Origin of the sequence: Rhodococcoides kyotonense (genome assembly GCF_900188125.1) — a bacterium.
In the GTDB taxonomy this organism is placed as follows: domain Bacteria; phylum Actinomycetota; class Actinomycetes; order Mycobacteriales; family Mycobacteriaceae; genus Rhodococcoides; species Rhodococcoides kyotonense.
This window is the reverse complement of sequence record NZ_FZOW01000004.1, coordinates 253,437-279,222: the sequence shown is the minus strand read 5'-3', so window position 1 is coordinate 279,222 and position 25,786 is coordinate 253,437. Positions and strand designations below refer to the sequence as shown.

Genomic DNA, 25,786 nt, shown 5'->3' with positions numbered 1-25,786 from the left:
TGAACTCGGATACAACAACGAACGTACTCGCTACTGAACCGGTGTCAAGTAGCATTCGGGGCGCCATGAGGAAACGTCTGTCTCCCGCCGAGCGGAGAACGCAACTGCTCGACATCGGGTCGCGGCTCTTCGCCGACCGGCCGTACGACGACGTGTGGATCGAGGAAGTCGCAGACCTCGCGGGCGTCTCACGTGGCCTGATGTACCACTACTTCCCGTCGAAGCGGGACTTCTTCACCGAGATCATTCGCGTCGAATCCTCGCGCATCCTCGACATCACGGCGCCGGACACAGCCCTGCCGGTCGTCGAACAGGTCGCGGCCGGACTCGACGCCTACATCCGATACGCCGTCGAACACGAACACGGTGTCAGGGCGGTCAATCGTGGATCGATGCTGGGCGACAACGAGATTCAGTCGATCCTGACGGCCGAGTTCGAGGCGCAACAGGAACGCATTCTCGCCGCGCTCCCCGCGGACATGCGGAACGAGGTCACCAAGGCAGCGCTGCGGGGATGGGTGTCGTTCGTCCGCGCCGTGTGTATCGATTGGATCGACCGCAAGACCATCTCCGAGGACGACGTCAAAGCGCTGTGCATGCGTGCGCTCGAAGGGCTGCTGGGGAGCTAGAGCAGGGCTATCGTGGCGGGCATGTGCCGAAACATCACCACACTGCGTGGGCTGGAACCGCATGCGACGGACGACGAGATCGAGGCCGCGGCGCGTCAGTATGTCCGCAAGATCAGCGGCGTGCAAAAGACGTCCGACGCGACGCGCGACGCATTCGAGAAGGCCGTCGCCGAAGTGACCGCGACGACTCATCGGCTGCTCGACGCGCTTCCCGAGCGACGCCAGCCGCCACCCACGCTCCCGCCTCTGCGTCGTCCCGAGGTGCAGGCGCGGATCGCAGCCAAGGCCGCGAGCAGCTAGCGTCGCAGTCAGCGAGTGCTGTCCGGTGGGACTTCGGGCAGACCCTCGCTGACGCGGAGCTTCTCGGCCACCGAGCTCAGTAGGTTCTGAGAGTCCTCGGACAGGTCGAACGCGCGCGACGACAGCCGACGCAGCCCGTACCCCTGTATCTGCGTGATGAGGTCGAGATCGTTGTCGACCTTCATGGCATAGATGTCGTTGAAGAAATAGTCGGATTTGACCTTGAAGAACCGGGCGAGCGCGGCGACGGTGTCGTCCGACGGGTTGGTGCGTTGCCCGGAGCGTAGCTGCGAGATGTACGGCTTGGAGATCTGGTGACCACCGTCGGCCAATGCGTCGGCGACCTCGGCGTTGGTATGTGGTTTACGACCTGGCGGATGCACCGTGTTGAAGAGCGTGTTCAGTCTGGCCGCGAAATCTGCGGACATCGGAATTCTTCTTTCGACCTACCGTCATGGCCGCATGCGTGGTGCATGCGGCACCCTCGATGATAGCCGGTGAATAACCGCTGTGCAGAGACGAAAACTGCTATCGGAACGTACTTTTCGGTCGCTTTTCACACTCGTTCGATGATCGTTCCGGTCGACAACGCGCCGCCGGCGCACATCGTGATCAGTGCCGTCGAGCCGTCGCGCCGCTCCAATTCGTGCAAGGCGGTGGTGAGAAGCCGCGCCCCCGTACTTCCGACAGGATGGCCCAACGCAAGTGCGCCGCCATTGACGTTCACCTTGTCCATGTCCGGGCCATGCACCGACGCCCACGACAGGGGAACCGACGCGAAAGCCTCGTTCACCTCGAACAGATCGAGATCGCCGATCTTCATCCCGCTCTGTTCCAGAACGCGTGCGGTGGCCTGAACCGGCCCGTCGAGATGGAACTCGGTTTCGGCTCCGACCAGGCATTGTGTGACGATCCGAGCGCGCGGCGTCAGGCCCAGCTCCGCCGCTCGCGAGGCGTCCATCAGGATCAGCGCCGCCGCCCCGTCGGAAATCTGCGACGACGTGCCTGCCGTGTGTAGGCCGTCCTGCATCACCGGTTTCAAGCCTGCCAGCGAATCGGCTGTCGTCTCGCGTAGGCCTTGATCTCGCGTGACGGTGTCGTCGCCGACGCGTACCGGCAGCACCTCGCGATCGAATCGACCCTCGTCCCACGCGCGTTTCGCGAACGCTTGCGAACGCACACCGAGCGCGTCGAGATCGGCGCGAGCGAGGCCACGGCGTCGAGCAATGCGTTCGGCGGCCTCGAATTGATTGGGCAGATCGATGTCCCATGACTCGGGCCGTCGTGGACCAGCGTTGTCACCTACGTTGGCGCCCAACGGAACTCGGCTCATCGACTCCACGCCGCACGCCATGCCGGTCTCGATCGCGCCGGTAGCGATCAATCCCGCGACGAGGTGCGTCGCCTGCTGTGCGGAACCGCATTGGGCGTCGACCGTCGTGCATCCGGTCTGCCAGGGGAGGCCTGCGTGCAGCCACGCGGTGCGGGTGACGTTGTTCGACTGCTCGCCTGCCTGCGTGACGCAGCCGCCGACGACTTGCTGGACGGTGTCGATACCCAGCCTGTCAAGTGCGCCGCGCTGCGCGAATCCGAGCAGTTCGGCGGCGTGGAGGCCCGACAGCCACCCGCCTCTCTTGCCGATCGGTGTGCGGACGGCCTCGACGATGACTGGTTCACCCACGGCGTTTCCTCCCTGTTCTTTCTCAAAAGTAGAACACGTTCTCTATCTGAATGGAACGTATTCTTCCGCCGAATCGATCCCTGTGTTTGAATAAACCTAGAACGTGTTGCAGATGTCAGGAGAGCCAGTGACAGTACGACCGGACCTCACGCGTCCCGATCTTCCGGAGGGTTTCGACCCCACCGATCCCGGAATCTACGAAAGCCACATACCGGTGAAGGAATTCGCCGAGCTGCGGAAGACGGCGCCCATCTGGTGGTGCCCACAAGCTCCGACAGTCGGCGGATTTCACGACGACGGCTACTGGGTCGTCACCAAGCATGCTGACGTCAAGGAGATCTCGAAACGCAGCGACATATTCTCGAGTCGAGAGAACACCGCGCTACCCCGTTTCAACGACGACATCACACGCGAGCAGATCGAGCTGCAACGGTTCGTGATGCTGAATCAGGATGCGCCGCAACACACCAAGACGCGCAAACTCGTGTCGAAGGGATTCACGCCGAAGGCGATCAACGGACTGCGTGCCGAACTCGAACGCCGGGCAGACATCATCGTCAAGAACGCGGCGAAGAACCCGAACGGCGACTTCGTCACCGAAATCGCGTCGGAACTGCCGTTGCAGGCGATCGCCGACCTGATCGGAATTCCGCAGGAGGACCGGAAGAAAATCTTCGATTGGTCCAACGAGATGACGTCGTACGACGACCCGGATTTCGACATCGACCCGGTCGAGGCGTCGACCCAGATTTTGAGCTACGCCTATCAGATGGCCGACGAGCGGCGGAAATGTCCGAAGGACGACATCATCACCACGCTCATCAACGCCGACATCGACGGCGATCACATGGCCCCCGAGGAGTTCGGGTTCTTCGTCATCATCCTCGCGGTCGCAGGCAACGAGACGACCCGCAACGCGATCACGCACGGCATGGCCGCGTTCATGGCGAACCCGGACCAATGGGAGCTGTACAAGAAGGAGCGTCCAGCCACCACGGCAGACGAAATCGTCCGCTACGCAAGCCCGATCACCGCATTCCAGCGCACGGCTCTCGAAGATTTCGAGCTCAGCGGGACGACGATCAAAGCAGGCCAACGTGTCGCGATGTTCTACGGATCGGCCAACTTCGACGAGGACGTGTTCGACGATCCGCACCGGTTCGACATCACCCGAAACCCCAACCCGCACGTCGGGTTCGGTGGCCACGGCGCGCACTACTGCATCGGCGCCAACCTGGCGCGCATGGAGATCGGCCTGATGTTCGACGCCATCGCCGACAACATCCCGGACATCACGAAGGTCGCCGACCCGAGGCGTCTGCGGTCCGGATGGCTCAACGGGGTCAAGGAGTTTCGCGTCGATTACACGGGTGGTTGTCCCGTCAGGCACTAGCGCTCATGTGCACGAAAATACATAACCCGCTATGTATTTTCGTGCACATGAGCATCAGCGAACCGTCGCAACGAATCCTGCTTCGCCTCCAGAGGCCCGTCGAACCCGATGCCGTCGAACACCCAGGGCACAGTGATGATGTCGGTGACCCCGGCCTCCTCGAGCTCCGCGAATCCGTCCTTGCCGAAGCGGTCGATGCACACTGTCTGGATCTCGAACGGCTCGTCGGCCTTTCCGTATTCGACGCGCAACGCACGCAGCCGGGCGATGACGGACACCAGGTCGTCGAACTTGATCATCGCCGACGTCCAGCCGTCTCCGACGCGGGCAGCCCGTCGCAGCGCCACGTCGGTATGACCACCGACGTAGAACGGCACCGGTTTCGTCGGCGTCGGGCTCATCTGCAACTTGTCGAAGTCGTAGAACTCACCGTGATGTTCGACCATGCCGCCGCCTAGGATCAGCTTGATGACGTCGATCATCTCGTCGACGCGTTTGCCTCGCCGCTCGTAGGGAACCCCGCACCACTCGAATTCCTCGGGTGCCCAGCCGATTCCGACGCCGAAGCCGAATCGGTTGCCGGTCATCGCGGCTACCGAACCGACCTGGCGTGCCAGAAGAACCGGGTTGCGTGAACCCAGTTTCAGTACCTGCGTGTAGAACTCGATGCGCGACGTCACTGCACCCATCGCGGCCGCACCGATCAGCGGGTCGACCCACGGCGTCTCTGCGGTCCACATGCGCGAACCGTCGGGCGTGTAGGGATAGTCCGCGGCCTGGCTCTCCATGTAGAACAACGAATCCGGTAGTGCGATCGACGAGAAGCCGCATTCCTCGGCGGTTTTGGCCAAGGTGGTCAGTTCGTCCAACGGCGTCATCGCAATTCCGACGGTGTACTTCACGGCTGCTCGCTCCCTACGACCCACATCGAAAAGTATTGTGATCCACCGCCGTACGCGTGGGCAAGCGCTTTCCTTGCGCCGTCGACCTGGTGGTCGCCCGCTCTGTGCATCACTTGCATCGCGGCTTCCGCGAACCGGATCAGCCCCGACGCCCCGATCGGATTCGACGACAGTACGCCGCCGGAACAGTTGACCGGCAACGTTCCTCCCATCGCGGTGTCACCGGCCTCGGTCAGCTTCCAGCCCTCACCTTCGCCCACGAACCCGAGGTTCTCCAGCCACATCGGCTCGAACCACGAGAACGGAACGTAGATCTCAGCAGCGTCGATCTCGGTCAGTGGATCGGTGATTCCGGCTGCTTTCCACAGTGCCGCGGCGGCATCCTTGCCCGCCTGCGGGCTGACCTGGTCACGGCCTGCGAACGTCGTCGGCTCGGTGCGCATCGCCGTCGCGTGAATCCACGCCACATTCTTGCCGTCGGATTCCCGTGCGCGCGCGGAGGTCTCGTCCCCGATGACGACGGCACACGCCCCATCGGACGACGGACAGGTCTCGTCGTACCGTATGGGATCCCACAGCATTTGCGACGCCTGTACCGATTCCAGCGTTATGTTCGGTTGTCGCAGGTGGGCATACGGATTTTTCGCGCCATTCAGACGGTCCTTGACGGCGACCATCGCGCCGATGTGTTCCGGTGCATGCGAGCGTCGAATGTACGACCGCACGTGCGGCGCGAAGTAACCTCCCGCGCCCGCGCCGACAGGCATGTTGAACGGAATCGGAATCGACAACGCCCACATGGCATTGCTCTCCGACTGCTTCTCCCATGCCACCGCCAGCACTCGCCTGTGCACCCCCGACTGCACGAGCGACGACGCCACGACCCCGGTCGAGCCGCCGACGGACCCGGCGGTGTGGACGCGGAGCAGCGGCTTCCCCGTGGCACCGATGGCGTCGGCCATGAACAACTCGGGCATCATGACGCCCTCGAACAGATCGGGAGCTTTCCCGACGACGACGGCATCGATGTCGTCCCACGTCACCTCGGCGTCGGTCATCGCACGGTCGATCGCCTCGCGCAGCAGGCCGGACATCGAGACGTCGTGCCGCTTGGCGACGTAGTGCGTCTGGCCGGTGCCGAGAACAGCGGCGGGTTGCTTGCTCATCTATCTCCCCTCCATGACTGCGACCAGATTCTGTTGCAGCAGTGGACCGCTCGTCGCATGTGCGAGCACGCGGTCGTCGATGCCGTCGAAGATGCGCGTCGCGGCGTGGCCGATGCGTTCGAGGCCGGCGGAGAACATCGCGTTCCCGACGAGTGTTCCGCCGGAGCGATTCACGACGGTGTCACTCGAAAGCCACTGCGACAGAATCAATTCCTGATGTGTGAACGGCGCGTGCAACTCGGCCGACGCAATGCTTGCCAGGTCCCCTCCCGACGCCTTCAGTGCCGCGTTGTGAGCCGATGGCGCCGTCGTCAGATCTCGGGCTCCGATCTCGGGTGAGTCGACGAGATGCTCGATCCCACTGACCCATGCCGGGTTCTCGCGGAGCTCACGCGCCCGATCGCCCGAAGCCAACACGATCGCCGACGCCCCGTCCGTCACCGGTGCGCAGTCGTGGGCGCGTAGGGGATCGGCGATGTAGTCCGTGCGCAGGAGGGTCTCGACGTCCAGAGGCTCGGTCAGCTGGGCCAGCGGATGCGCGTTTGCCCTGTTTCGGACGGCGACCTCCGCCATCGCACGCTCGTCCCACTTACCGGCGTCGATACCCAGGCGGGCCTGAATACCGGCCAGCGACAACGAATCCGGCCACAGGGGCGCGGCGAGATACGGATCCAACTGCATCGCAAGGATCTTGGGGAGCAATCCTGCCGAGGACTTACCGAACCCGTAGACGAGCGCTGTCTCGACCTCGCCCGTCATCAACTTGACCCATGCCTCGTAGAAGGCCCAGGCCGCGTCCATCTCGACATGCGACTCGTTGATCGGCGGGACCGCGCCGATGGCGTCGATCGCCGAGATGAACGAGAAGGCGCGCCCCGCAAGGTAATCGGACGAACCGGAACACCAGAATCCTATGTCGGACTTGGTGATTCCGAGCTCGGCGTACAGCTGCTGGAAGCACGGCACCAACATCTCGACGCCGTTCGTGGTGCCTGCCGTCTCGGCCACGTTCGGTGCCTGAGCGAATCCCACCACTGCGATATCCGTCATTGCCGCCCCTCAGAGGTGGTGCTTGTAGGTGTCGTACTCGGCGTCCGGCTCACCCGTCGGACGGAAGTAGTCGATGTTCTCCAGCGTGTAGCCCCACGCCTCGCGAGGTTTCCACTTCGCCTCGACGCGCATGCCCATCCGCACATCAGCGGGATCACACTCGAGGATCAGATGGAGGAACGCGATGTCGGCGCCGTCGAGCAGCACGTACGCGGCGATGTACGGCGGCGTGATCCGCTGCCCGAGGAACGGAACGTTGACGACGCAGAACGTCGTCACGATGCCGCGATCCGGTAGTTCGACCTGCTCGGTCGTCGGGCGTCCATCGGTCGGGTTCGCGCCGCGCGGTGGCACGTACACCTTGCCCTCCGAGTCGGTCCGCCCGCCGAGAATGCGCCCTTCCTTCAGGCCGCGAAGGTAGTAGCTCTCCTCGGCCGACGCGGAATGCATGTACTCCAGCCGCACCGGCGTCGTGATCATCTCGACGGGGTCGGCCTCCCCCGATTCGACGGGTCGTTCCGCAGGCTGCTCTCCCGGTAAGAAGCACACGATGTCGTGAATATCGCCGACGCGATCCTCTGCCCACCGGGCATGCACGCGCATGCCCGTCGCCATGGCGTCCGACGAACCTGCGTCGACGGCATGAAGCAGCGATGTATCGGCCCCGTCGAGCCGGATCAGCGCGAAGGCGAACGGGCGATCGAGCGGCTGACCGTCGTACGGCGTCTGTGCCCACGCCCACGAGACGACCGTGCCCGTGGATCCGACGTCGACGAAATCGGTGATGGGTTGCTGTGTCGCAGAGTCGTATTCGGGTGGCGGGACGTGGACACGCCCGTCGCTCCCGCGGCCGCCGCGGATCTGCCCCCGACGCAACCCCGTCAGGAATTCTCCGATGGTCGGCCCGACCGATCGCGTGTAGTCGAAAGCATTGTTCAGTGGGGCAGAGAGAGGTGCGCTGAGTGGTGCGTTCACCGAAGTCACATTTTTCAGTAGAACAGGTTCTTATTATGGTGGCAAGACCGGACGATGGGAAGGCGACGCGATGAAGCTCGGATTGCAACTCGGATACTGGGGGGCTCAGCCACCTGCGGGGACGGGAGAGCTCGTCGACGCGGCGGAGGCGGCCGGTTTCGATGCAGTCTTCGCGGCGGAATCGTGGGGGTCCGACGCCTTCACGCCACTCGCCTGGTGGGGCTCCCGCACGTCGCGCGTCGCCCTCGGAACCTCCGTCGCGCAGCTGTCTGCACGTACTCCGACCAGCTGCGCGATGCATGCCCTGACGCTCGACCACCTCAGCGGCGGGCGGGCGATCCTGGGTCTCGGCGTGTCCGGACCTCAGGTGGTCGAGGGCTGGTACGGGCAGCCGTTTCCGAAACCGCTCGCCCGCACGCGCGAGTACGTCGACATCGTGCGGCAGGTTCTCGCTCGCGAAAGCCCAGTGACCAGCGCGGGGCCACACTATCCTCTGCCTGCTGGTGGAACCGGACTCGGGAAGCCGCTCAAGCCGATCACGCACCCTCTCCGCGCTGACCTGCCGATCTGGCTCGGCGCCGAAGGGCCCAAGAACGTCGCGCTGACGGCCGAGATCGCCGACGGGTGGCTCGCGATCTACTACTCGCCGCGGCTCGCGCCGATGTACAACGCGTGGCTCGACGAGGGATTCGGCCGGCCAGGTGCGCGTCGGACGCGAGAAGATTTCGAGATTGCAGCGACGTGCCAGGTGGTGTTGACCGACGACCGTGCGTCGGCGATTGCCCAGCTCAAGCCTACGATCGCGCTGTACGTCGGTGGAATGGGCGCGCCCGAATTGAACTTCCATGCCCAGGTCTACCGCCGGATGGGGTACGACGCCGAGGTCGAGAAGATCTCGGCTCTCTTTCGTGAAGGCCGTAAGGGCGAGGCTGCCGCGGTGGTGCCGGACGAGATGGTCGCGGAGACGATGATCATCGGAAACGCCGACCACGTGCGCGGTGAAGTGAAGCGATGGGAGGACGCGGGCGTCACGATGCTTCTGGTGACAGCGCCGACGCCGGCGCGGGTGCGGGAGCTCGGGGCCTTGCTGAAGCAGTAGAACACGTTCTAGATTGTTTGCCATGACGACAGTGACGCGCAGGGGTGGACTGTGGAACATCGCCGCCGAGGAGCCGGATCGAGTGGCCGTCGTCGATCCCGCAGGGGGCTCGCACACGTACGGCGAGTTGGTGTCCGACGCGAATCGATACGGCCGCGGCTTGCAGGACCTGGGACTGAGGCCGGGCGACAGCGTCGTCATGATGCTCCACAACAGCGCCGATCTCGTCGCGTTCTACTTCGCGGCATTCCAGACCGGGCTCTACATCGTTGCCGTCAACTGGCATCTGACGGGACCCGAGGTGGCGTACATCCTGAAGGACAGTGAGGCGAAAGCCTTTGTGGCGTCGGAGCGTTTCGCCGATGAGGCACGTCGGGCCGCGGAAGAATCGGCCGTGCCTCATACGTTTTCGGTCGGCACGATCGACGGCTTCACGCCACTGAAAGACCTCGGTGATTCCGACGCCCGACCCGAAATCCGCACTGCGGGTGGGCCTATGCTCTACACGTCGGGAACGACGGGAAAGCCCAAAGGTGTGCGACGGCCGCTGACCGGGGCCGATCCGGATCAGGTGCCCCTGGCGTCGAGCGGATTCTTTTCGATCTTCGGAATCGCGCCGTTCGACGACCACGTGCACATCTGCGGTTCGCCGCTGTATCACACTGCGGTCCTGAACTTCGTTGCCATCTCGATTCAGCTGGGACACAAGGTGATTCTGATGGATCGATGGGATCCCGAGGAGATGCTGGCGCTGATCGAACGTCACCGCGTGACGCACAGTCACATGGTTCCGACGCAGTTCCATCGGTTGCTGGCGCTACCGGAGAGCGTCCGGGAAAAGTACGACGTGTCGTCGTTGCGTGTCATGATCCACGGCGCCGCACCGTGTCCGCTCGAAGTGAAGCGAAAGATGTTGCAGTGGTGGGGCCCTGTCGTCACCGAGTACTACGCGGCGACCGAGGGTGGGGGAACGGTCATTTCGGGTGAACAATGGCTGCGCAAGCCCGGATCGGTCGGCCTGCCGTGGCCCAACTCGGTGGTCAAGGTCCTCGGCGACGACGGAAACGAGCTTGCGCCGGGCGAACCCGGCCAGGTGTACATGCGCATGGGCGCTTCGACATTCGAGTATCACCACGACAAGAAGAAGACCGAGGACTCACGCGTCGGCGATCTGTTCACGCTCGGCGACATCGGCTACCTCGACGAGGACGGCTACCTGTTCCTCTGTGATCGCAAGTCCGACATGATCATCTCCGGCGGGGTCAACATCTATCCGGCCGAGATCGAGGGCGAGCTTATTGCCCATCTGAAGGTCGCCGACGTCGCGGTGTTCGGTGTGCCGCACGAGGATTGGGGTGAAGAGATCAAGGCGGTCGTGCAGCCGGAGGAGGGCGTGGACCCGTCCGATGAGCTGACAGCCGCCATTCTCGATTTCGCCCGTAGCAGGCTCGCAAAGTACAAGCTCCCGAAGTCGATCGACTACACCGACGAGCTACCCCGCGATCCCAACGGCAAGCTGTACAAGCGGCGTCTCCGGGATCCGTACTGGGATGGTCGGGGGAAGATCTAAAAGCCCATGTGCACGAAAATGCATAGCGGGCTATGTATTTTCGTGCACATGCAGCGAAGCTGCCTACAGCGGATCGTGCTGCACATGCTCCATCGGCGTACCCACTTTGCGGAGGGCATACAGCGTCGTACGAACCATCGACGGCGAACCGCAGATCTGGATCTGGCGGTCCGCCCACGAACCGAACTGCGTGACGACCTTGCCGATCGGCCCGTGCAGCCGATGATGCATGCCCGACGGCAACTCCGCGGACAGGGTGGAATGCCACCACGGGTCCTCGTACTCCTCGGTGACGGGCACGACGGTGAGCCACGGGTTGGACAGCGAGAGCTGCCAGAGCGTCTGCGCGTCGTACAGGTCGCGTGGGTAGGTGCCGCTCATGAACAAGTGGACGCGCGGATTGCGGCTCATGCGCGCCATGTCCATGATCTGCGCGCGCAGTGGAGCGAGGCCCGTGCCGCCTGCGATCATCAGGACGTCCTCGGCGATGGAGCGGTCCACGTGCAGCCCACCCAGAGGCGGGCTGACGGCCCAACGATCGCCGACGACGGTCTCACCGACGATCGCCGGACTCACCCAGCCGCCGGATACGCGTCGGACATGGAATTCGATCTCGCCCTGCGAGTTGCTCGGAATCGCGGGCGACAGATAACGCCATAGTTTGGGGCGTTGCGGAATCTGCACGCTGACGTATTGGCCCGCGTAGTACGGAATGCTCTCGTCGAGCTGAAGACGGACGACGGCCAGGTCGTCGAGAATGCGTCGGTGGTCGACGACCGTCGCACCCCAATAGGGCGGCATCTCGTCGGAATCCGCGGCGACGGCCATGTTGTCGGTGACCAATGCAAGAGTGTCGTGCCATGCGACCTCGACCTCGTCCGTCCACACCTCGTTTCCGACGAACGTGCGAAACGCTGTGATCAGCGCGGAGCCGCCGGCGCGGAAGTGGGATCCGTCGACCCCGTGCTTGCGATGGTCACGGCCCAGCTGTTCCAGAAAAGGTACGACGCGATCGTCCCGGTCGAGATTGTCGAACACCCACGCGAGAGCCTTGACGAAGTGCTCGCGTTGCTCGTCCATCGACGCGGGGAAGAAGTTTCGGAACTCGGGATGCTCGGCGAAGAGCTGCGCGTAGAACGATCGGGCAAGTTGCTCGGGCCCCTCGTCTGCGGCCAGCACGGCCTTGAAACCGGCGCGAACCAGGGAGATCGTTCGCTCATCGAGCATCGAGCAACCTCCGTCTCAGGTAGACGGTTCCGAAGTAGACCGGTCGAGGGTATCCCGTTCGAGCCACACGGGCCACAAAAGTTTCTTCAGAATGTCGAAGTTGAGCGGAACAGACTCAACCTTTGTATCGTTGTACACACCGACACGAGTTCTCTTTCACAGAAAGCAGGTGACCGGTGGACAGTTTCACCCCCACCACGAAGACGCAGGCCGCGCTCAGCGCCGCCCTGCAGGCCGCATCCGCGGCGGGTAACCCGGACATCCGTCCGGCGCATTTGTTGGTGGCGTTGCTGGATCAGACAGACGGCATCGCCTCGCCATTGTTGAAGGCTGTCGGCGTCGACCCGGTGACCGTACGGGGTGAAGCCCAGAAGTTCGTCGATCGTCTGCCGTCGGCAACCGGTTCCACGACAACACCGCAGCTCGGGCGTGAAGCGCTCGCTGCCATCACCACGGCACAGAACCTCGCGACCGAACTGGACGACGAGTACGTCTCCACCGAGCACCTCATGGTCGGGCTCGCGACGGGCGACAGTGACGTCGCCAAGCTCCTGACCGGCCACGGGGCAGGCCCCAACGAGCTGCGCGACGCGTTCCAGACGGTCCGCGGCAGCGCGCGTGTCACCAACGCCGACCCCGAGAGCACCTACCAGGCGCTCGAAAAGTACAGCACCGATCTGACGGCACGTGCTCGCGAGGGCAAACTCGACCCGGTCATCGGTCGCGACACCGAGATCCGACGCGTCGTGCAGGTCCTGTCCCGTCGTACCAAGAACAACCCGGTGCTCATCGGTGAGCCCGGCGTCGGCAAGACCGCCATCGTCGAGGGGCTCGCGCAGCGCATCATCGACGGCGACGTGCCGGAGAGCCTGCGCGGCAAGACCGTCGTCTCACTCGACCTCGGTTCGATGGTCGCCGGTGCGAAATACCGCGGCGAGTTCGAGGAACGCCTCAAGGCCGTGCTCGACGACATCAAGAACTCCGCAGGCCAGGTCATCACGTTCATCGACGAGCTGCACACCATCGTCGGTGCAGGCGCGACGGGTGAGTCCGCGATGGACGCGGGCAACATGATCAAGCCGATGCTCGCCCGCGGTGAGCTGCGGCTGGTCGGCGCGACGACGCTCGAGGAGTACCGCAAGTACATCGAGAAGGACGCCGCTCTCGAACGGCGCTTCCAACAGGTCTACGTCGGTGAGCCCTCGGTGGAGGACACGGTCGGCATCCTGCGCGGACTCAAGGAGCGGTACGAGGTCCACCACGGTGTCCGAATCACCGACTCTGCGCTGGTCTCCGCCGCCACCTTGAGCGATCGGTACATCACCGCGCGCTTCCTGCCGGACAAGGCAATCGACCTGGTCGACGAGGCCGCATCCCGACTGCGCATGGAGATCGACTCGCGTCCGGTCGAGATCGACGAGGTCGAGCGTGCCGTGCGTCGTCTCGAAATCGAGGAGATGGCACTCGAGAAGGAGACCGACGACGCGTCGAAGGCTCGTCTCGAAAAACTGCGTGCCGAACTCGCCGACGGCCGGGAGAAGCTCGCGCAGCTGAGCACTCGGTGGCAGAACGAGAAGAACGCCATCGACTCGGTTCGTGTGCTGAAGGAAGAGCTGGAGAACCTTCGCGGCGAATCCGAGCGCGCAGAGCGAGACGGTGATCTGGGCAAAGCCGCCGAACTTCGCTACGGACGGATTCCGGCGCTCGAGAAGGAACTCGCCCAGAAGACCGAGGACACTCCTGCGCAGGACGACGTCATGCTGAAGGAGGAGGTCGGGCCGGACGATGTCGCCGACGTCGTCGCAGCGTGGACCGGCATCCCGGCAGGGCGGATGCTCGAGGGTGAGACAGCCAAGCTCCTTCGCATGGAAGACGAGTTGGGCACGCGCGTCGTCGGGCAGAAGGACGCCGTTCAAGCGGTGTCCGACGCCGTCCGCCGCGCTCGCGCCGGCGTCGCCGATCCGAACCGTCCGACAGGGTCGTTCCTGTTCCTCGGACCGACCGGTGTCGGTAAGACCGAACTCGCGAAGGCTCTCGCGGACTTCCTGTTCGACGACGAGCGGGCGATGGTCCGCATCGACATGAGCGAGTACAGCGAGAAGCACGCGGTGGCGAGGCTTGTCGGTGCACCTCCCGGCTACGTCGGCTACGAGGCAGGTGGTCAGCTCACCGAGGCGGTGCGCAGGCGGCCGTACAGCGTGATCTTGTTCGACGAAGTCGAGAAAGCGCACCCGGACGTCTTCGACATCCTGCTCGCGGTGCTCGACGAGGGCAGGTTGACCGATGGCCAGGGCCGCACGGTCGATTTCCGCAACACCATCCTGATCCTGACGTCCAACCTCGGTGCAGGCGGATCGAAGGACCAGGTGATGGATGCGGTGCGTCGAGCGTTCAAGCCGGAGTTCGTCAACCGTCTCGACGACGTCGTGGTGTTCGACGCGTTGTCCGAGGACCAGTTGGAGTCGATCGTCGACATCCAACTCGGGCAGCTCGCGACGCGTCTGGCTGCGCGCAGGCTGACGCTGGACGTCTCGTCGCCGGCGAAGTTGTGGCTCGCGGTGCGTGGCTACGATCCGCTGTACGGTGCTCGGCCGCTGCGCAGGCTGATCCAGCAGGCGATCGGCGACCAGCTCGCGAAGCTCCTTCTGGCAGGCACCGTGCGCGACGGCGACGTCGTTCCGGTGAACGTCTCGCCGGACGGGGACACGCTGGTCCTGGGCTGATCCGAACCCCGCCGAGATCCGAACCCCGCCGAGATCGAAGTTGTGCCGTGTTGTCGACCGAAATGCGTGCATAACCTCGATCTCGGCGGGGTGGGGGATGCACGCGACGTACTCTCGAGTAATGACGAACCCGGATGATCCGCGCGACCGGCCGTGGGAGGACGGTACGGCGAACCCGCCGCCGGACCCTCAGGACCGCGACCAGCCGACCCAGGCCTGGCAGCAGTACCCGGATCAGCCGACGCAGCAATTCCAGAACTACCCACCCCAGGGGTACCAGCAGTACCCGGACTCCCAGCCCTATCCAGACTCGCAGCCCTATCCGGACCAGCCGACTCAGCAGTACGGCTATCCGCAGCAGCAGCCCAATCCCACGCAGGCGCTGCCTCCGTACGACCCGAATCAGCAGTACGGGCCAGGCCATCAGTACACCCAGTCGTACGGCCCGCCCCAGAACTACCAACCCCAGAACTACCAGCAGCAGCCCGAACATCCCGGGGAGCCGCCGCGAGGGGGCGGCTCGTCGAAGAAGTGGCTCTTCGCCCTGCTGGCGCTCGCTGCGCTGGCCGTCGTCGTGCTGGCAGGGATCTTCTTCGTCACCAACCAGCCGACGAGTTCGACCACGGCGGCCGCGCCGACGACCGTTCGGCCGCTGCCCACGACGGTCGCGCCCCTCCCGACGCCCAGTCAGCAACCGTCGCCGACTCCGTCGGTCCCGGGTGGACTGGTTCCCGGCGGCATTCCGGAGATTCTCGGAAACTCCGGGGCGGCGATCGGCGCGATCACGGCCATCGACGGTACGACGATCCAACTGCAGGGCATCGACGGTGCCCCGGTCACCGTGCTGACGACACCGCAGACGCAGGTGCTGTCTCTGTCGGGATTCGACCTGTCGGCGTTGAAGGTCGGGTCGAATGTCGTCGTGAACGGCACACCCGCCGAGGGCGGCGCCATCACGGCCGACATCATCATCGAAACGCCGTAACTCCGCGAATGACGTGTCCGTGAGAGGCGATAGGCTGACGAGCGATGACGGCTATGTGGTTCGGACTTGCAGCGATCGCCCTCGTGGGTGCGGTCGCACTTCTCTATATCGACAGGTCGCGGCGCGACCAACTCGGACGTGTGCGCCAGATGTGGGCCAAGGCTCAGGGCTACACGTACGAGTCGACCAGCGACGACCTGGTTCGCCAGTTCCGTCGAGCCGCACTGGCGAAGCCGGAGCACGACGTTGCCGTCGACGTCGTGCGCGGCGTACGTCGAGGTGAGAACTTCGTACTGTTCGACGTCGAGGAAGAAACCACGATCGTCGCGGTACAGCGGCCCGTCGGATCCGACGTCGACATCGATCTGAGGGCAAAGTCGACGCCACCGCCCAAGGACGGTGACCTCGAACTTCTGGGCTCGATCGGCCCGCGTGTTGTGTTCGCAACCGACGTCGACGTCGCACGGCGCGTCTGTGACCAGCGGATGGCGGCCTTCACCGAATCCGTACCCCCGCATGTGTCGCTGCTGTGGAGCGAGAACGACTGGACGCTCGGATCGATGCCACTGGGAAGCTCCGGCCGCGAATGGGACGCCGCCATCGACGCCGTCGCCAGGCTGTCCGGCATGCTCCACGTGTTGCCGCCGGTGGCTCGCAGGACCGGCCCGAACCCACGCGTCGGGGCACCGTCGCCCAGGCAGCGTCCTGCCCCCGACGTCGAACGGCCCCAGGCGCCGCCGCAGGGACGGCCCGGGCCAGCCCCGCGTGTCCAGGGACCGAGACGCCCGGAAGGCGCACCGAGGCCGACGCCGATCAACCGGGCAGCGAATGCCCGTCGCACGGAGTCTCGAGAAGGACGTCCCACCGACTCGTGAAGACGCTATAGCCTTCTCGCATGACCGCTGATCCGATCGAACCGGAGATCCCTCGGAAGCTTCGTCCCGTCGCCCTCGTCACGGGCCCGACGTCGGGCTTGGGCGCCGGATATGCGAGACATCTCGCGGCGCGCGGCTACGACCTCGTCTTGGTGGCACGCAACGAATTGAAGCTGCGGTCCCTGGCCGACGAACTGCGCATCGGATTCGGTACCGATTCGGAGATCGTCGCGGCCGACCTCGCCACTCAGCAGGGACGAGACCAGGTGATCGCACGTCTCGAACGTGGCGTCGAATTCCTCGTCAACAACGCAGGTTTCGGAACGTCGGGTGAATTCTGGACCGCGCCGCCCGAGTTGCTGCAGGCGCAGTTGGACGTCAACGTCACCGCGGTCATGCAGTTGACGCGCGCCGCGTTGCCGTCGATGGTCACGGCAGCGAAGGGGACGGTCGTCAACGTTGCCAGTGTGGCCGGGTTGCTGTCGGGACGAGGATCGACCTATTCGGCGTCGAAGGCCTACGTCATCTCGTTCTCCGAGGGGTTGTCCGGCGGACTCGCGGGGACCGGCGTGCAGGTGCAGGCGCTGTGCCCCGGCTTCATCAAGACCGAATTCCACGAACGGGCAGGCATCGAGATGTCGACGATCCCTCGATTCATGTGGCTGAACGTGGACCAGGTCGTCCAGGCATCGATCGACGATCTCGACAAAGGCAAGGTCATCAGCGTCCCAGGCGCGCAGTACAAGGTGCTCACCGCGATCGGGACGAAGGTGCCGAAAGGTGCCGTGCGCAAGTTGACGAACGTCGTCGGACGCGGCCGCGGGCGAACATAGCCGTCCTCGTCCGGGCGTGCCTACGGGCGTGTCGCGACGAACCCCGTTAAATTCGTACCTCGTGACTGTTTTCGTGATCGTGGCGATCCTCGTAGTCCTGGTTCTTGCCTACGTGGCGAGCGTCGAACGGAGGATTCGCCGCTATCGGTCGAACACTGCGGCCAGCCGCCAACTGGTCACGGTCGAGCTCGACCGCCGGTACGTGCAGTTGGAACCGCTCATCGCCTCGATCGAGTCGTCGGGGATGGACCAGGATGCGGTTCGCCAGCTCGTCGGAGCGAGGTCGTGGTCCAAGGCCGTCCGTGAGCGTGGGCTCGGCCTGACGTCGCAGGCTGCCGCCGAGAACGCGCTGTCCGTCGCCGTCCACGCGGTTCTCGCGGAATCGGACCGGCATCCGAAACTCAAGTCCAACTGGGCTTTTCAAGGGCCGGCCGGTGATCTCGAGACCACCGAGAAGCGCATCGCGGGAGCTGTTCGCGTGTACAACGACAATGCGTATCGACTGTCGTTGCTGCGCACGTCGTTCCCGTCCAAGTACGTCGCCAAGGCGCTCAAGGTCACCACACCCGAGCCGTTCGTCGAGCACGTCGATCTCGCCGACGACGAGACGCCGGAGAACATCGCCGCGTAGGTCGCCAGTGTCGGCGTCGATCGTTGTCGGTAGATTCTCGGGGCAGGAATCGATCGAAGGGATCTCTCATGGCCAGCAGTGCCGAGCGCGCCGAATTGGCCGAGCTCGTTCGTGAACTCGCCGTCGTACACGGCAAGGTGACGCTGTCGTCGGGTAAGGAAGCCGACTACTACGTCGACCTGCGCCGCGCGACGCTGCACCACCGCGCCGGTGCACTCATCGGATCTCAGATGCGCGAACTGGTCGCGGACTGGGACTTCGACTCCGTCGGTGGACTGACGATGGGTGCCGATCCGGTAGCGCTGTCGATCATGCATGCCGCCGGTCGTCCCATCGACTCGTTCGTCGTCCGCAAGGCCGCGAAGGCGCACGGGATGCAGCGTCAGATCGAAGGGCCCGACGTCGTCGGGAAGCGTGTTCTGGTCGTCGAGGACACCACCACGACCGGTAACTCCCCGCTCACCGCGGTGAAGGCGTTGCGTGACGTCGGGGCCATCGTCGTGGGTGTCGCGACCGTCGTCGACCGGGCAACCGGGGCCGACGGCATCATCGCCGCCGAGGGTCTCGAATACCGTTCGCTGCTGGGCCTCGCGGATCTGGGTCTATAGGCATGTGTCCGGAAATGCATAGAGGGCTATGTATTTCCGGACACATGGCGCAGCGCCCTACGTCAACTGCGCCACGACGATGAAATTGTCGTTCGTCGGTTCCCCGCCCCGGACGTCGCAGTTCGCCAGGATCAACCTGCCCGGCACCTGAGCGCGTAAGTCGTTGTCGCCCAACAGAGACCCCTTCGGAAGTGGTCCGACGGTCTCGACGGTGTAGTCGAGCGTGCCGTTCGATGTGCTCAGTACGACTCGGTCTCCGGGCTGCACGACGCTGAGCGCCCTGAAGGGCGCTTCTCTTTTCGAGTAGTTGTGGCCCGCGACCACTACCGTCTCCTGCGTGTCAGTCCCGGGCAATCCGCTCTCGGCCCACCAGGCAGGAAGCTCGTCGACCGGGTTCAGGACCTGATCACTGTTGCGGTACAACCCTTCTGGATTGATCGGGCTGCTCATGTAGGTCACCGCATCCGCGGAGCGCAACTCGATCCAGTCGGGCTGCGCGGCGGCCACCGGGACCGGTGGAGCCACGGAAATCCGTGACTCCACCGCGGATCTGTCCGGTGACGCGGGCGCGACTTCGCTACTCGCGCAGCCTGTCAGCACCAGGACCAGAGCGACAGCGGCACTACACCGACGCATCGGTGGAGTTGCGACGACGCAGGTAGACGGCGCCTCCCACGGCCGCGATCGCGACGACACCGACGCCCGCCAGAATCGCCGGGGTAGCGGAGGATCCCTCGGAATCCGCACTGGCCTCGGCGGAATCTCCGAGCGCGAGATCCACTGCCGGCAGTTCACCCGCGACAACCGTCACACCGTCCTCGTTGGTCGTGAAGTAGTCGACCACCGTGAACGAACCGTCCTCGTTGGATACGCCGACCAGCGACACGCCGGTGTCGTCCACCGCGACCGTGGTGTCGTCGACCTCGGTCACTGCAACATCCTCACGCGTGACGTCGCCGAGGTTGATCGTCAGGCTCAGCTTGGGTCCGCTCGCAGCCAGCGCCGCGGCGTCGGCCTTCAAGTCGGCCTCCGTCTTGGCTGCGGCATCGGCAGCGGTCTTGGCTGTTTCGGCGGCAGCCTTGGCATCGGCGACGGCCGAATCTGCCGCGTCGGCAGCCTCTTTCGCCGTCGCGGCTGCAGCGGCGAGTTCGTCGGCTTTCGCTGTGGCGGCGGCTGCAGCCGTGGTTGCTGCCTCGGCTGCGGCAGCGGCCTCGTCTGCCTTCGCTTGCAGATCCGCCGACGCTTCACCTGCGGCGGATGCCTCCGCCGCGGCTGCGGCAGCGGCGTCTGCTTTGGCGGTGGCATCGGCGGCAGCCGAATTGGCTTCTGCTCGAGCATCTTCCGCGGCCTTGGTCGCGGCGACAGCTGCCTCGGTCGATGTTGCTGCCTCGGCTTCGAGCTCTCCGGCCCGAGCATCCGCCGCAGCGGCGATGTCAGCGGCAGTTCGTGCGTCCACTGCTGCCGAGAGCGCACGTGCTGCCGTCGAGGCCGCTGCGCGAACGGCTGCATTGATCTTCGCCAGGTTCAGCGTCTCGAACGCCGCGGGAAGTGCGGTGGCCGCATCTCGTGCTGCCAGGGTCGCTGCGTCGAAATCAGCCTGGGCGGTCGCTGCGAGCTCGGCCTTGGCCGTCGCGTCGGCGCGGGCTTCGGTAGCTGCCTGCGTCGCTTCCACCGATCTTGCGGCGACGGCATCGGCCTCGAGCTGGGTGGCGTTCTCGTCGGCTGCGGCTGCTGCAGTCGCGGCGGCGTCGGCAGCCTCCTGCGCGGTGGCGGCTGCAGCGTCGGCGGCAGCGGCGTCTTCCTTTGCTTTGGTGGCGAGCCCGGCTGCGGTGATGGCATCGAGCTTCGCTGCCTCGGCGGCCTGTGCTGCCTTGGTCGCGTCGAGTGCTGCGGCCGCGGATTCCACTTCTGCCTCGGCCGCCGCGTCGCGCGATTCTGCGGCCGTGGCGACGGCAGCGTCATAGCGAGCTTGGGCAGCGGTTGCCGCGTCGGTGGCCACCTTCGTCGCTTGTTCGGCTGCAGCCAACGCGGCCTTCTCGGCGTCCGACAGCTGCGGTACGACGTCGACGTTGAACGTCACCGTTCCGTCCGCGTTGACGACGATTCCGCCGGTGATCTGCGGGAACGGCCGTTCGGCGGACGGAGTCTCGACGACGGGTCCGGTCGGGGGAACCGTCGCGCTCGGCGCGACGATGTCCGTGGCCGGGGGAGTCTCGGCCGGCGCGGAGGTGTCCGGCGCGGGCGTCGGTTCGGTAGCCGGGGTCGTCTCCTCGACGACGCTTTCCTCCGGTGTCTGCTCCTGAGCAGCCGCCAGCGTTGGGCTTGCCACGGCGAACGACAGAGCGAGTACGGCTCCGGCGGCGGCGAGGCGGGTGCGTCGGGATCGAGCAATCGACTTCTGCGACATGGATCTACTGGCCCTTCGGTCGGTGGCGGCCATGGGAAGACCACCCACATCCCCGCCCCCGACGCAGGGAAATGTTGTTAGTGAGGCACACGTACTAGTGCCCCGACGAACCATAACGGACCGAAAGGTTTGTGAACCTTTACCGAGAGATTGGTTACCGAAGTGTTACCAATGGGACTGAAGTGAACAATGTGGTGCAGCCGCTGTCAGTCACCCACTGTCACTGCCTGTGCCTCGTCGACGCTGTGGGGAGCGGGGTCGTGCTCGTCGACGTGAGCCAGAACCTTTCGGCCCGTGGACAACACGACGATGGCGAGCACTGTGCACACGGCGCCGACCCAGAACGGCACGTGCGCGTTGCTCTCGCCGAGCTTGCCTGCGAGGTACGGAGCTGCTGCGCCGCCGACGAAACGAACGAAGCTGTATGCAGCCGACGCAGTGGAACGCTCGACGGGTGCCGAGATCATCACGGTCTCGGTGATGAGGGTGTTGTTGACGCCGAGGAACAGTCCGGCAACGACGGTGCCGACGATCAGCACGGTCTTGTTCTCGGTGAACAGTGCCATGACACCGAGGTCGATCGCGAACAGCAACAACGATGCCATCATCATGTTGAGCGTTCCGTACGCACGCTGAAGTCGAGGCGCGAGAAACACCGACGCGATCGCGAGGCACAGTCCCCAGCCGAAGAAGATGAATCCGATGCTGTACGTACCCATGTCGAGCGGGAACGGTGTGTAGGCCAGCAACGTGAAGAAGCCGTAGTTGTACAGCAGTGCAGTGATGCCGACGGTCAGCAGTCCGCGGTGGCGCAGTGCGCGGAACGGATCGAGGATCGACGTGGTGTGCGCGGGCTTCGGTGTGTCGGGGAGCATGACGACGAGCAGGATGAACGCAACGGCCATCAGTGCCGCGACGCCGAAGAACGGTCCGCGCCAGGAGATTCCACCGAGGACGCCGCCGACCAACGGACCCGTCGCGATGCCGATGCCGAGTGCGGCCTCGTACAGGATGATCGCGCGTGCGACGCCACCCGATGCTGCGCCGACGATCGTCGAGAGCGCGGTCGCGATGAACAGAGCGTTACCGAGTCCCCAGCCTGCGCGGAATCCGATGATCTGGCCGACGGTTCCGGAAAGGCCTGCGAGAGCGGCGAATACGACGATGACGGCCAATCCCGCCAGGAGTGTCTTCTTCGGGCCGAACCTGCTCGAGACCACTCCCGTGATGAGCATCGCCACGCCGGTGACGAGCATGTAGCTCGTGAACAGCAACGACACCTGCGACGGCGACGCGTGGAGCTGCTCACCGATCGGTTTCAGGATCGGATCGACGAGTCCGATTCCCATGAATGCGATGACACTCGCGAAGGCAACGGCCCACACGGCTTTCGGCTGTTTCAGCAAGCTTTCCGAGGATGTGTTCACTGGTGTTCTCCTTGCGAAATAACGCTTCTATTCGGAGATCGACGTCTTGAGCATCGTGCGTAGTTCACTCAAGCCGGCGGTCAGCTTCTTCAATTGATCCGGCTCGAAGTCGGAAAGGTAGGGGAGTAACCCGTCGCCTATGTAGGTGCGCCCCGCTCGAAGCCACTCGACACCGTCGTCGGTCATCTCGACGAGAACCGCACGTGAGTCCGACGGGTCGGTCGTGCGTTCGACGAGTCCGCGCTCGGCGAGTTTTCCGAGCAATGCCGTCGCCGACGGTTGTGAGCATCGATCGAGTCGAGCGAATTCGCTGATGCGCAGCGGTTGGTACTCCTCGAGCAGGGACAGGGCGCGCATCCAGGCTCGTGGGTGGTCGTCGCTTCCGAGTCGGGCCGCCAAGCGGGCGAACCGAGACGAGGTGGTCACCAGTTCGACGAGTAGGTCACGAGACAAGGCGTCGGGTTCCAGCACTCGAATAATGTTACATAAGCTAATTATGTATGTCGAATCGTGCAGCTGCGGCCGGTTCAACTCAGGGCCCCTCCACGCAAACTCATATGCGTGAAGGGGGGAGCGCCTAGCTCAGGCTGTTCTCGTCCATGAAGTTCCTGATCGCCTGATCCCACTGCGCGTCCCGCTGCTGGTCGAGGCGGTAACGAACGGCGGAATAGATCCCGGACAGGATCATGGCGACGAAGAAGAGGCTGCCGAATCCGGCGAACAGGGCGGCAGCGACGGCGTCGGCACCGGAGATCGGCTGAGAGCTGCGGTCACCGTTGTCGTCGACCCAGATCTGCAATTCCGTCCCGGCGGGGGAGCTCAACGTGACCGACACGGGTCCGCTGTGCGCGGTGCCTTGGTAGGTCCAGCTGGCGTCCACGGACGCGGTAGTCGTTGTGCCACCGTCACCGGAGGCGAGCGGCATGGCTTCCGCTTCTGCAGAGGTGGTCGCGGTGACCTGGTGAAGCGACGTGCGCTGCTCGACGACCATGGCCTGCTGCGTGGCAAGAGTGGACGTTCCGAGCAAGGCTGCGACGGGAACCATCAGAATCATGAGGGTGACGACGACGCTCTTGATGCGAGACTGAATGCGATCGGACCGTCTGAACAGGGGATTGTGCGACGGGAGGTAGCCGACACCGGAGGTGCGGGCGTGTTCTGTATGTTTCCGGCGCATCGTAGTCCCAACGTGTCATTCCTCGTGTTTACCTTTCAACGATGACAAGCTGAGCGGTTCCGATCAAGCGATAGGGGCCAGCATCACACAACTAATTAGTTTTGCGAAGCACGAGGGGTGTCGATGAATCGAACGACGGTAGCCAGGATGTTCTTCGCCGGAACGGCGGCCGCGACGGTGATCGGAGCGGCCACCGGACGCGACCGACTGCACCGAGTCGCCAAGCCGCTGATGATGCCTGCTCTCGCCGCCGGGCTGTCGACACCGTCGCCGACGCTCGTCGCCGCGCTGGCCGCCGCGACGGCCGGGGACGTTCTGATGCTCGATCCCGACGACGACTCGCGGATCTTGCGCGGTGCGAGCGCGTTCGCCGTCATGCAGGCCTGTTATTCGGCGTTGCTCGCGGGGCGAGGGGCAAGGATCACGGCGACGGCCGCGCTTCCACGTGCGGCGGGATGGGCCGTCGCCGCGGGGTCGATGGCGAGACGATCGCCCGACGTCGCACCCGGCCTCGCCGGCTACGGCGTTCTGCTCGCGACGATGTCGACGCTGGCAGCGGACCCGCGCCTGGCACCCGACGCGACGGTCCGCGCAGGCGTCGTGGTTCCCGGTCGCGACAGCAGAACGTGGCTCGCCGCGGGTGGGATTCTGTTCACGGTGTCCGACGCGCTCATCGTGTTCCGACGCCTCACGCCCATGAGCGAGAGGGCAAGGCGGCTCGCAGAAGGCGCGGTCCTGTCGACGTACGCACTCGCTCAGTACCTATTGGTCGGGAGTCTGTCCCGGAAGTAGCAGCACCCGGTGGTGATCGGAGGGATCGACCATGATCGGCAACGTGCTTCCCGGTTCGAAGCGCGACGCCTCGTCGGGCGGGATGGAGTAGACGATGCGCCCGGCGAACGGCTTCGACCCGGGAACCGTGAACGCCAGGTGCAGTTCGGTGGAGTCGTCGTCGATCCGGCGTGAGGACTCCACCGTCGCCCAGCCCTCGACGCCTCGCTTGGCGAGCTTGCGTTGCTCGGCCGTCCGACGATTCGCCACCATCATCGCGACCCCGAGCGCGACCGCGAATCCTGCGATCAGGAACATCAGCTGGTAGGGAAGGGTGCCCGGTTCCGCTCGTGGCCTGAGCCATCCGGCCCAGATCACGAGCACGATCACATAGACCACCGCCACTGCAGCGACGGCCCGCAGTACCCGTTCGTGATTCACCCACATCTCCTCGGCGAGATCTTCAGACTAGTCCCGAAAAGTACGCGAGGGACTTACCGATAACCGGCGTAACGCTTATTCTGTCCAGATGCCTACGCAATCCGTGTTCATCACCGGCGCTGCCGCCGGTATCGGACGCTCCACCGCCGTCAAGTTCGCACGTTCGGGCTACCTCGTCGGTGCCTACGACATCGACGAGACCGGGTTGGCGTCGTTGAGCAAGGAAGTGACGTCCGCCGGAGGTCGCATCGTCGCCGGCGTACTCGACGTGACGGATCCACAGCAGTGGGAGAAGCGGCTGAAGGAGTTCGACGCCGAATCCGACGGTCGTTTGGACGTTCTGATCAACAACGCGGGCATTCTGGTCGCGGGGCCTTTCGAGGACATGCCGCTCGAGGTGCACAAGCGTCAGATCGACATCAACTTCAACGGAGTCGTCTACGGCACTCTCGCGGCGTTCCCGTACCTGAAGTCAACCCGCGGTGCTCAGGTTGTCAACCTGTGTTCGGCGTCGGCGATCTACGGGCAGCCGGAGCTTGTCACCTACGGTGCCACCAAGTTCGCGGTGCGCGGAGTCACCGAGGCGCTCGACCTCGAGTGGCGCAAGTACGACATCTCGGTCAAGGCCATGTGGCCGCTGTTCGTGCAGACGGCGATGACCAAGGACGTCTCCACCGGGACCACCGACACGCTCGGCATCAAACTCACCGCCGACGACGTCTCGCAGGCGATCTTCGACGCGACGCGGCCGGCCACGGGCTTGCGTCGGAAGCAGTTGCTGCAGAAGGTGCACTTCCCGGTCGGTCTGCAGTCGAAGGCTCTGTCGCTCGGATCGCGGTTCTCGCCCGCATGGTTGACGCGGGAAGTGAACCGCCGACTGAGTCACACGTGACCGACCTCGGGTAACTCGCACCCC

26 protein-coding genes are annotated in these 25,786 nt (G+C 64.6%); 13 read left to right on the top strand and 13 right to left on the bottom strand.

The annotated features are described in order from the left end of the window. Positions 1-65 precede the first annotated feature (65 nt). Together CHB96_RS09065 and CHB96_RS09060 are read left to right on the top strand one after the other, a co-directional pair. Positions 66-629: a TetR/AcrR family transcriptional regulator gene (locus tag CHB96_RS09065; protein ID WP_089245231.1), complete on the top strand. Its 564-nt coding sequence runs from the start codon at positions 66-68 to the stop codon at positions 627-629. A 21-nt stretch (positions 630-650) separates the two neighbouring features. Beyond that, positions 651-929 carry a DUF2277 domain-containing protein gene (locus CHB96_RS09060; RefSeq protein WP_089245491.1) on the top strand — a complete coding sequence of 93 codons (279 nt, stop codon included), beginning with the start codon at positions 651-653 and terminating at the stop codon, positions 927-929. A gap of 8 nt (positions 930-937) precedes the next feature. On the opposite strand, the gene CHB96_RS09055 is transcribed toward CHB96_RS09060, so the two are convergent. Both CHB96_RS09055 and CHB96_RS09050 read right to left on the bottom strand, forming a co-directional pair. Continuing rightward, entirely contained in the window at positions 938-1,357 is a 420-nt protein-coding gene (locus CHB96_RS09055; RefSeq protein WP_089245229.1) for a helix-turn-helix domain-containing protein, read from the bottom strand. A 128-nt stretch (positions 1,358-1,485) separates the two neighbouring features. Then, positions 1,486-2,610 (bottom strand): steroid 3-ketoacyl-CoA thiolase, encoded by a 1,125-nt coding sequence (locus CHB96_RS09050; protein WP_089245227.1) that lies wholly within the window; start codon positions 2,608-2,610, stop codon positions 1,486-1,488. Positions 2,611-2,737: 127 nt separating this feature from the next. Here CHB96_RS09050 and CHB96_RS09045 point away from each other — a divergent pair, with 127 nt between their 5' ends. Beyond that, positions 2,738-4,003: a cytochrome P450 gene (locus CHB96_RS09045; protein WP_245865377.1), complete on the top strand. Its 1,266-nt coding sequence runs from the start codon at positions 2,738-2,740 to the stop codon at positions 4,001-4,003. Positions 4,004-4,032: 29 nt separating this feature from the next. On the opposite strand, the gene CHB96_RS09040 is transcribed toward CHB96_RS09045, so the two are convergent. The 4 genes from CHB96_RS09040 to CHB96_RS09025 are packed head-to-tail and all read right to left on the bottom strand — an operon-like array spanning position 4,033 to position 8,096. Beyond that, positions 4,033-4,905 (bottom strand): TIGR03619 family F420-dependent LLM class oxidoreductase, encoded by an 873-nt coding sequence (locus CHB96_RS09040; RefSeq protein WP_089245225.1) that lies wholly within the window; start codon positions 4,903-4,905, stop codon positions 4,033-4,035. Continuing rightward, the gene (locus CHB96_RS09035; RefSeq protein WP_089245223.1) at positions 4,902-6,071 is read right to left on the bottom strand and encodes a thiolase family protein; all 1,170 of its coding nucleotides are present in this window, start codon (positions 6,069-6,071) and stop codon (positions 4,902-4,904) included. Before CHB96_RS09035 ends, CHB96_RS09040 begins: the two co-directional genes overlap by 4 nt. Further along, on the bottom strand, positions 6,072-7,121 hold the full coding sequence (locus CHB96_RS09030; protein ID WP_089245221.1) for a thiolase family protein: 1,050 nt from the start codon (positions 7,119-7,121) through the stop codon (positions 6,072-6,074). 9 nt (positions 7,122-7,130) lie between these two features. Beyond that, complete coding sequence (locus tag CHB96_RS09025) at positions 7,131-8,096, bottom strand: Zn-ribbon domain-containing OB-fold protein (RefSeq protein WP_245865375.1); 966 nt, start codon at positions 8,094-8,096, stop codon at positions 7,131-7,133. A gap of 70 nt (positions 8,097-8,166) precedes the next feature. Here CHB96_RS09025 and CHB96_RS09020 point away from each other — a divergent pair, with 70 nt between their 5' ends. Further along, on the top strand, positions 8,167-9,195 hold the full coding sequence (locus CHB96_RS09020) for an LLM class F420-dependent oxidoreductase (protein ID WP_089245217.1): 1,029 nt from the start codon (positions 8,167-8,169) through the stop codon (positions 9,193-9,195). Positions 9,196-9,217: 22 nt separating this feature from the next. Next, positions 9,218-10,765: an acyl-CoA synthetase gene (locus tag CHB96_RS09015; protein ID WP_089245215.1), complete on the top strand. Its 1,548-nt coding sequence runs from the start codon at positions 9,218-9,220 to the stop codon at positions 10,763-10,765. Positions 10,766-10,828: 63 nt separating this feature from the next. On the opposite strand, the gene CHB96_RS09010 is transcribed toward CHB96_RS09015, so the two are convergent. After that, the gene (locus tag CHB96_RS09010) at positions 10,829-11,992 is read right to left on the bottom strand and encodes an FAD-binding oxidoreductase (protein WP_089245213.1); all 1,164 of its coding nucleotides are present in this window, start codon (positions 11,990-11,992) and stop codon (positions 10,829-10,831) included. A gap of 176 nt (positions 11,993-12,168) precedes the next feature. Between CHB96_RS09010 and clpB the strand changes: the two genes are divergently transcribed. From clpB to pyrE, 6 genes are all read left to right on the top strand, one after another. Then, positions 12,169-14,715, top strand: coding sequence for an ATP-dependent chaperone ClpB (gene clpB / locus CHB96_RS09005; RefSeq protein ID WP_089245211.1), 2,547 nt, complete (start codon positions 12,169-12,171; stop codon positions 14,713-14,715). 121 nt (positions 14,716-14,836) lie between these two features. Beyond that, positions 14,837-15,700 (top strand): DUF5666 domain-containing protein, encoded by an 864-nt coding sequence (locus tag CHB96_RS09000; protein WP_176444217.1) that lies wholly within the window; start codon positions 14,837-14,839, stop codon positions 15,698-15,700. 53 nt (positions 15,701-15,753) lie between these two features. Continuing rightward, complete coding sequence (locus tag CHB96_RS08995; RefSeq protein ID WP_089245209.1) at positions 15,754-16,575, top strand: TtfA family protein; 822 nt, start codon at positions 15,754-15,756, stop codon at positions 16,573-16,575. A gap of 20 nt (positions 16,576-16,595) precedes the next feature. Beyond that, positions 16,596-17,408 (top strand): SDR family NAD(P)-dependent oxidoreductase, encoded by an 813-nt coding sequence (locus CHB96_RS08990; RefSeq protein ID WP_089245207.1) that lies wholly within the window; start codon positions 16,596-16,598, stop codon positions 17,406-17,408. 61 nt (positions 17,409-17,469) lie between these two features. Further along, positions 17,470-18,039 (top strand): LemA family protein, encoded by a 570-nt coding sequence (locus tag CHB96_RS08985; RefSeq protein ID WP_089245205.1) that lies wholly within the window; start codon positions 17,470-17,472, stop codon positions 18,037-18,039. A gap of 68 nt (positions 18,040-18,107) precedes the next feature. Continuing rightward, positions 18,108-18,647 (top strand): orotate phosphoribosyltransferase, encoded by a 540-nt coding sequence (pyrE, locus tag CHB96_RS08980; protein WP_089245203.1) that lies wholly within the window; start codon positions 18,108-18,110, stop codon positions 18,645-18,647. 57 nt (positions 18,648-18,704) lie between these two features. On the opposite strand, the gene CHB96_RS08975 is transcribed toward pyrE, so the two are convergent. From CHB96_RS08975 to CHB96_RS08955, 5 genes are all read right to left on the bottom strand, one after another. Next, complete coding sequence (locus CHB96_RS08975) at positions 18,705-19,172, bottom strand: class F sortase (RefSeq protein ID WP_245865373.1); 468 nt, start codon at positions 19,170-19,172, stop codon at positions 18,705-18,707. Positions 19,173-19,269: 97 nt separating this feature from the next. Then, complete coding sequence (locus tag CHB96_RS08970) at positions 19,270-21,054, bottom strand: superantigen-like protein SSL4 (RefSeq protein WP_089245199.1); 1,785 nt, start codon at positions 21,052-21,054, stop codon at positions 19,270-19,272. A 206-nt stretch (positions 21,055-21,260) separates the two neighbouring features. Then, positions 21,261-22,481: an MFS transporter gene (locus CHB96_RS08965; protein ID WP_089245197.1), complete on the bottom strand. Its 1,221-nt coding sequence runs from the start codon at positions 22,479-22,481 to the stop codon at positions 21,261-21,263. Between the two features lie 27 nt (positions 22,482-22,508). After that, positions 22,509-22,949 carry a MarR family winged helix-turn-helix transcriptional regulator gene (locus CHB96_RS08960; protein ID WP_371829000.1) on the bottom strand — a complete coding sequence of 147 codons (441 nt, stop codon included), beginning with the start codon at positions 22,947-22,949 and terminating at the stop codon, positions 22,509-22,511. Between the two features lie 109 nt (positions 22,950-23,058). Next, entirely contained in the window at positions 23,059-23,658 is a 600-nt protein-coding gene (locus CHB96_RS08955; protein ID WP_089245195.1) for an Rv1733c family protein, read from the bottom strand. Between the two features lie 123 nt (positions 23,659-23,781). Here CHB96_RS08955 and CHB96_RS08950 point away from each other — a divergent pair, with 123 nt between their 5' ends. Next, positions 23,782-24,450 (top strand): lysoplasmalogenase family protein, encoded by a 669-nt coding sequence (locus CHB96_RS08950; protein ID WP_089245193.1) that lies wholly within the window; start codon positions 23,782-23,784, stop codon positions 24,448-24,450. On the opposite strand, the gene CHB96_RS08945 is transcribed toward CHB96_RS08950, so the two are convergent. Continuing rightward, entirely contained in the window at positions 24,421-24,870 is a 450-nt protein-coding gene (locus CHB96_RS08945; RefSeq protein WP_245865370.1) for a DUF3592 domain-containing protein, read from the bottom strand. The genes CHB96_RS08950 and CHB96_RS08945 overlap by 30 nt on opposite strands. Positions 24,871-24,958: 88 nt before the next feature. On the opposite strand from CHB96_RS08945, the gene CHB96_RS08940 reads away from it, so the two are divergent. Continuing rightward, complete coding sequence (locus CHB96_RS08940; RefSeq protein WP_176444216.1) at positions 24,959-25,762, top strand: SDR family oxidoreductase; 804 nt, start codon at positions 24,959-24,961, stop codon at positions 25,760-25,762. Positions 25,763-25,786: the final 24 nt, after the last annotated feature.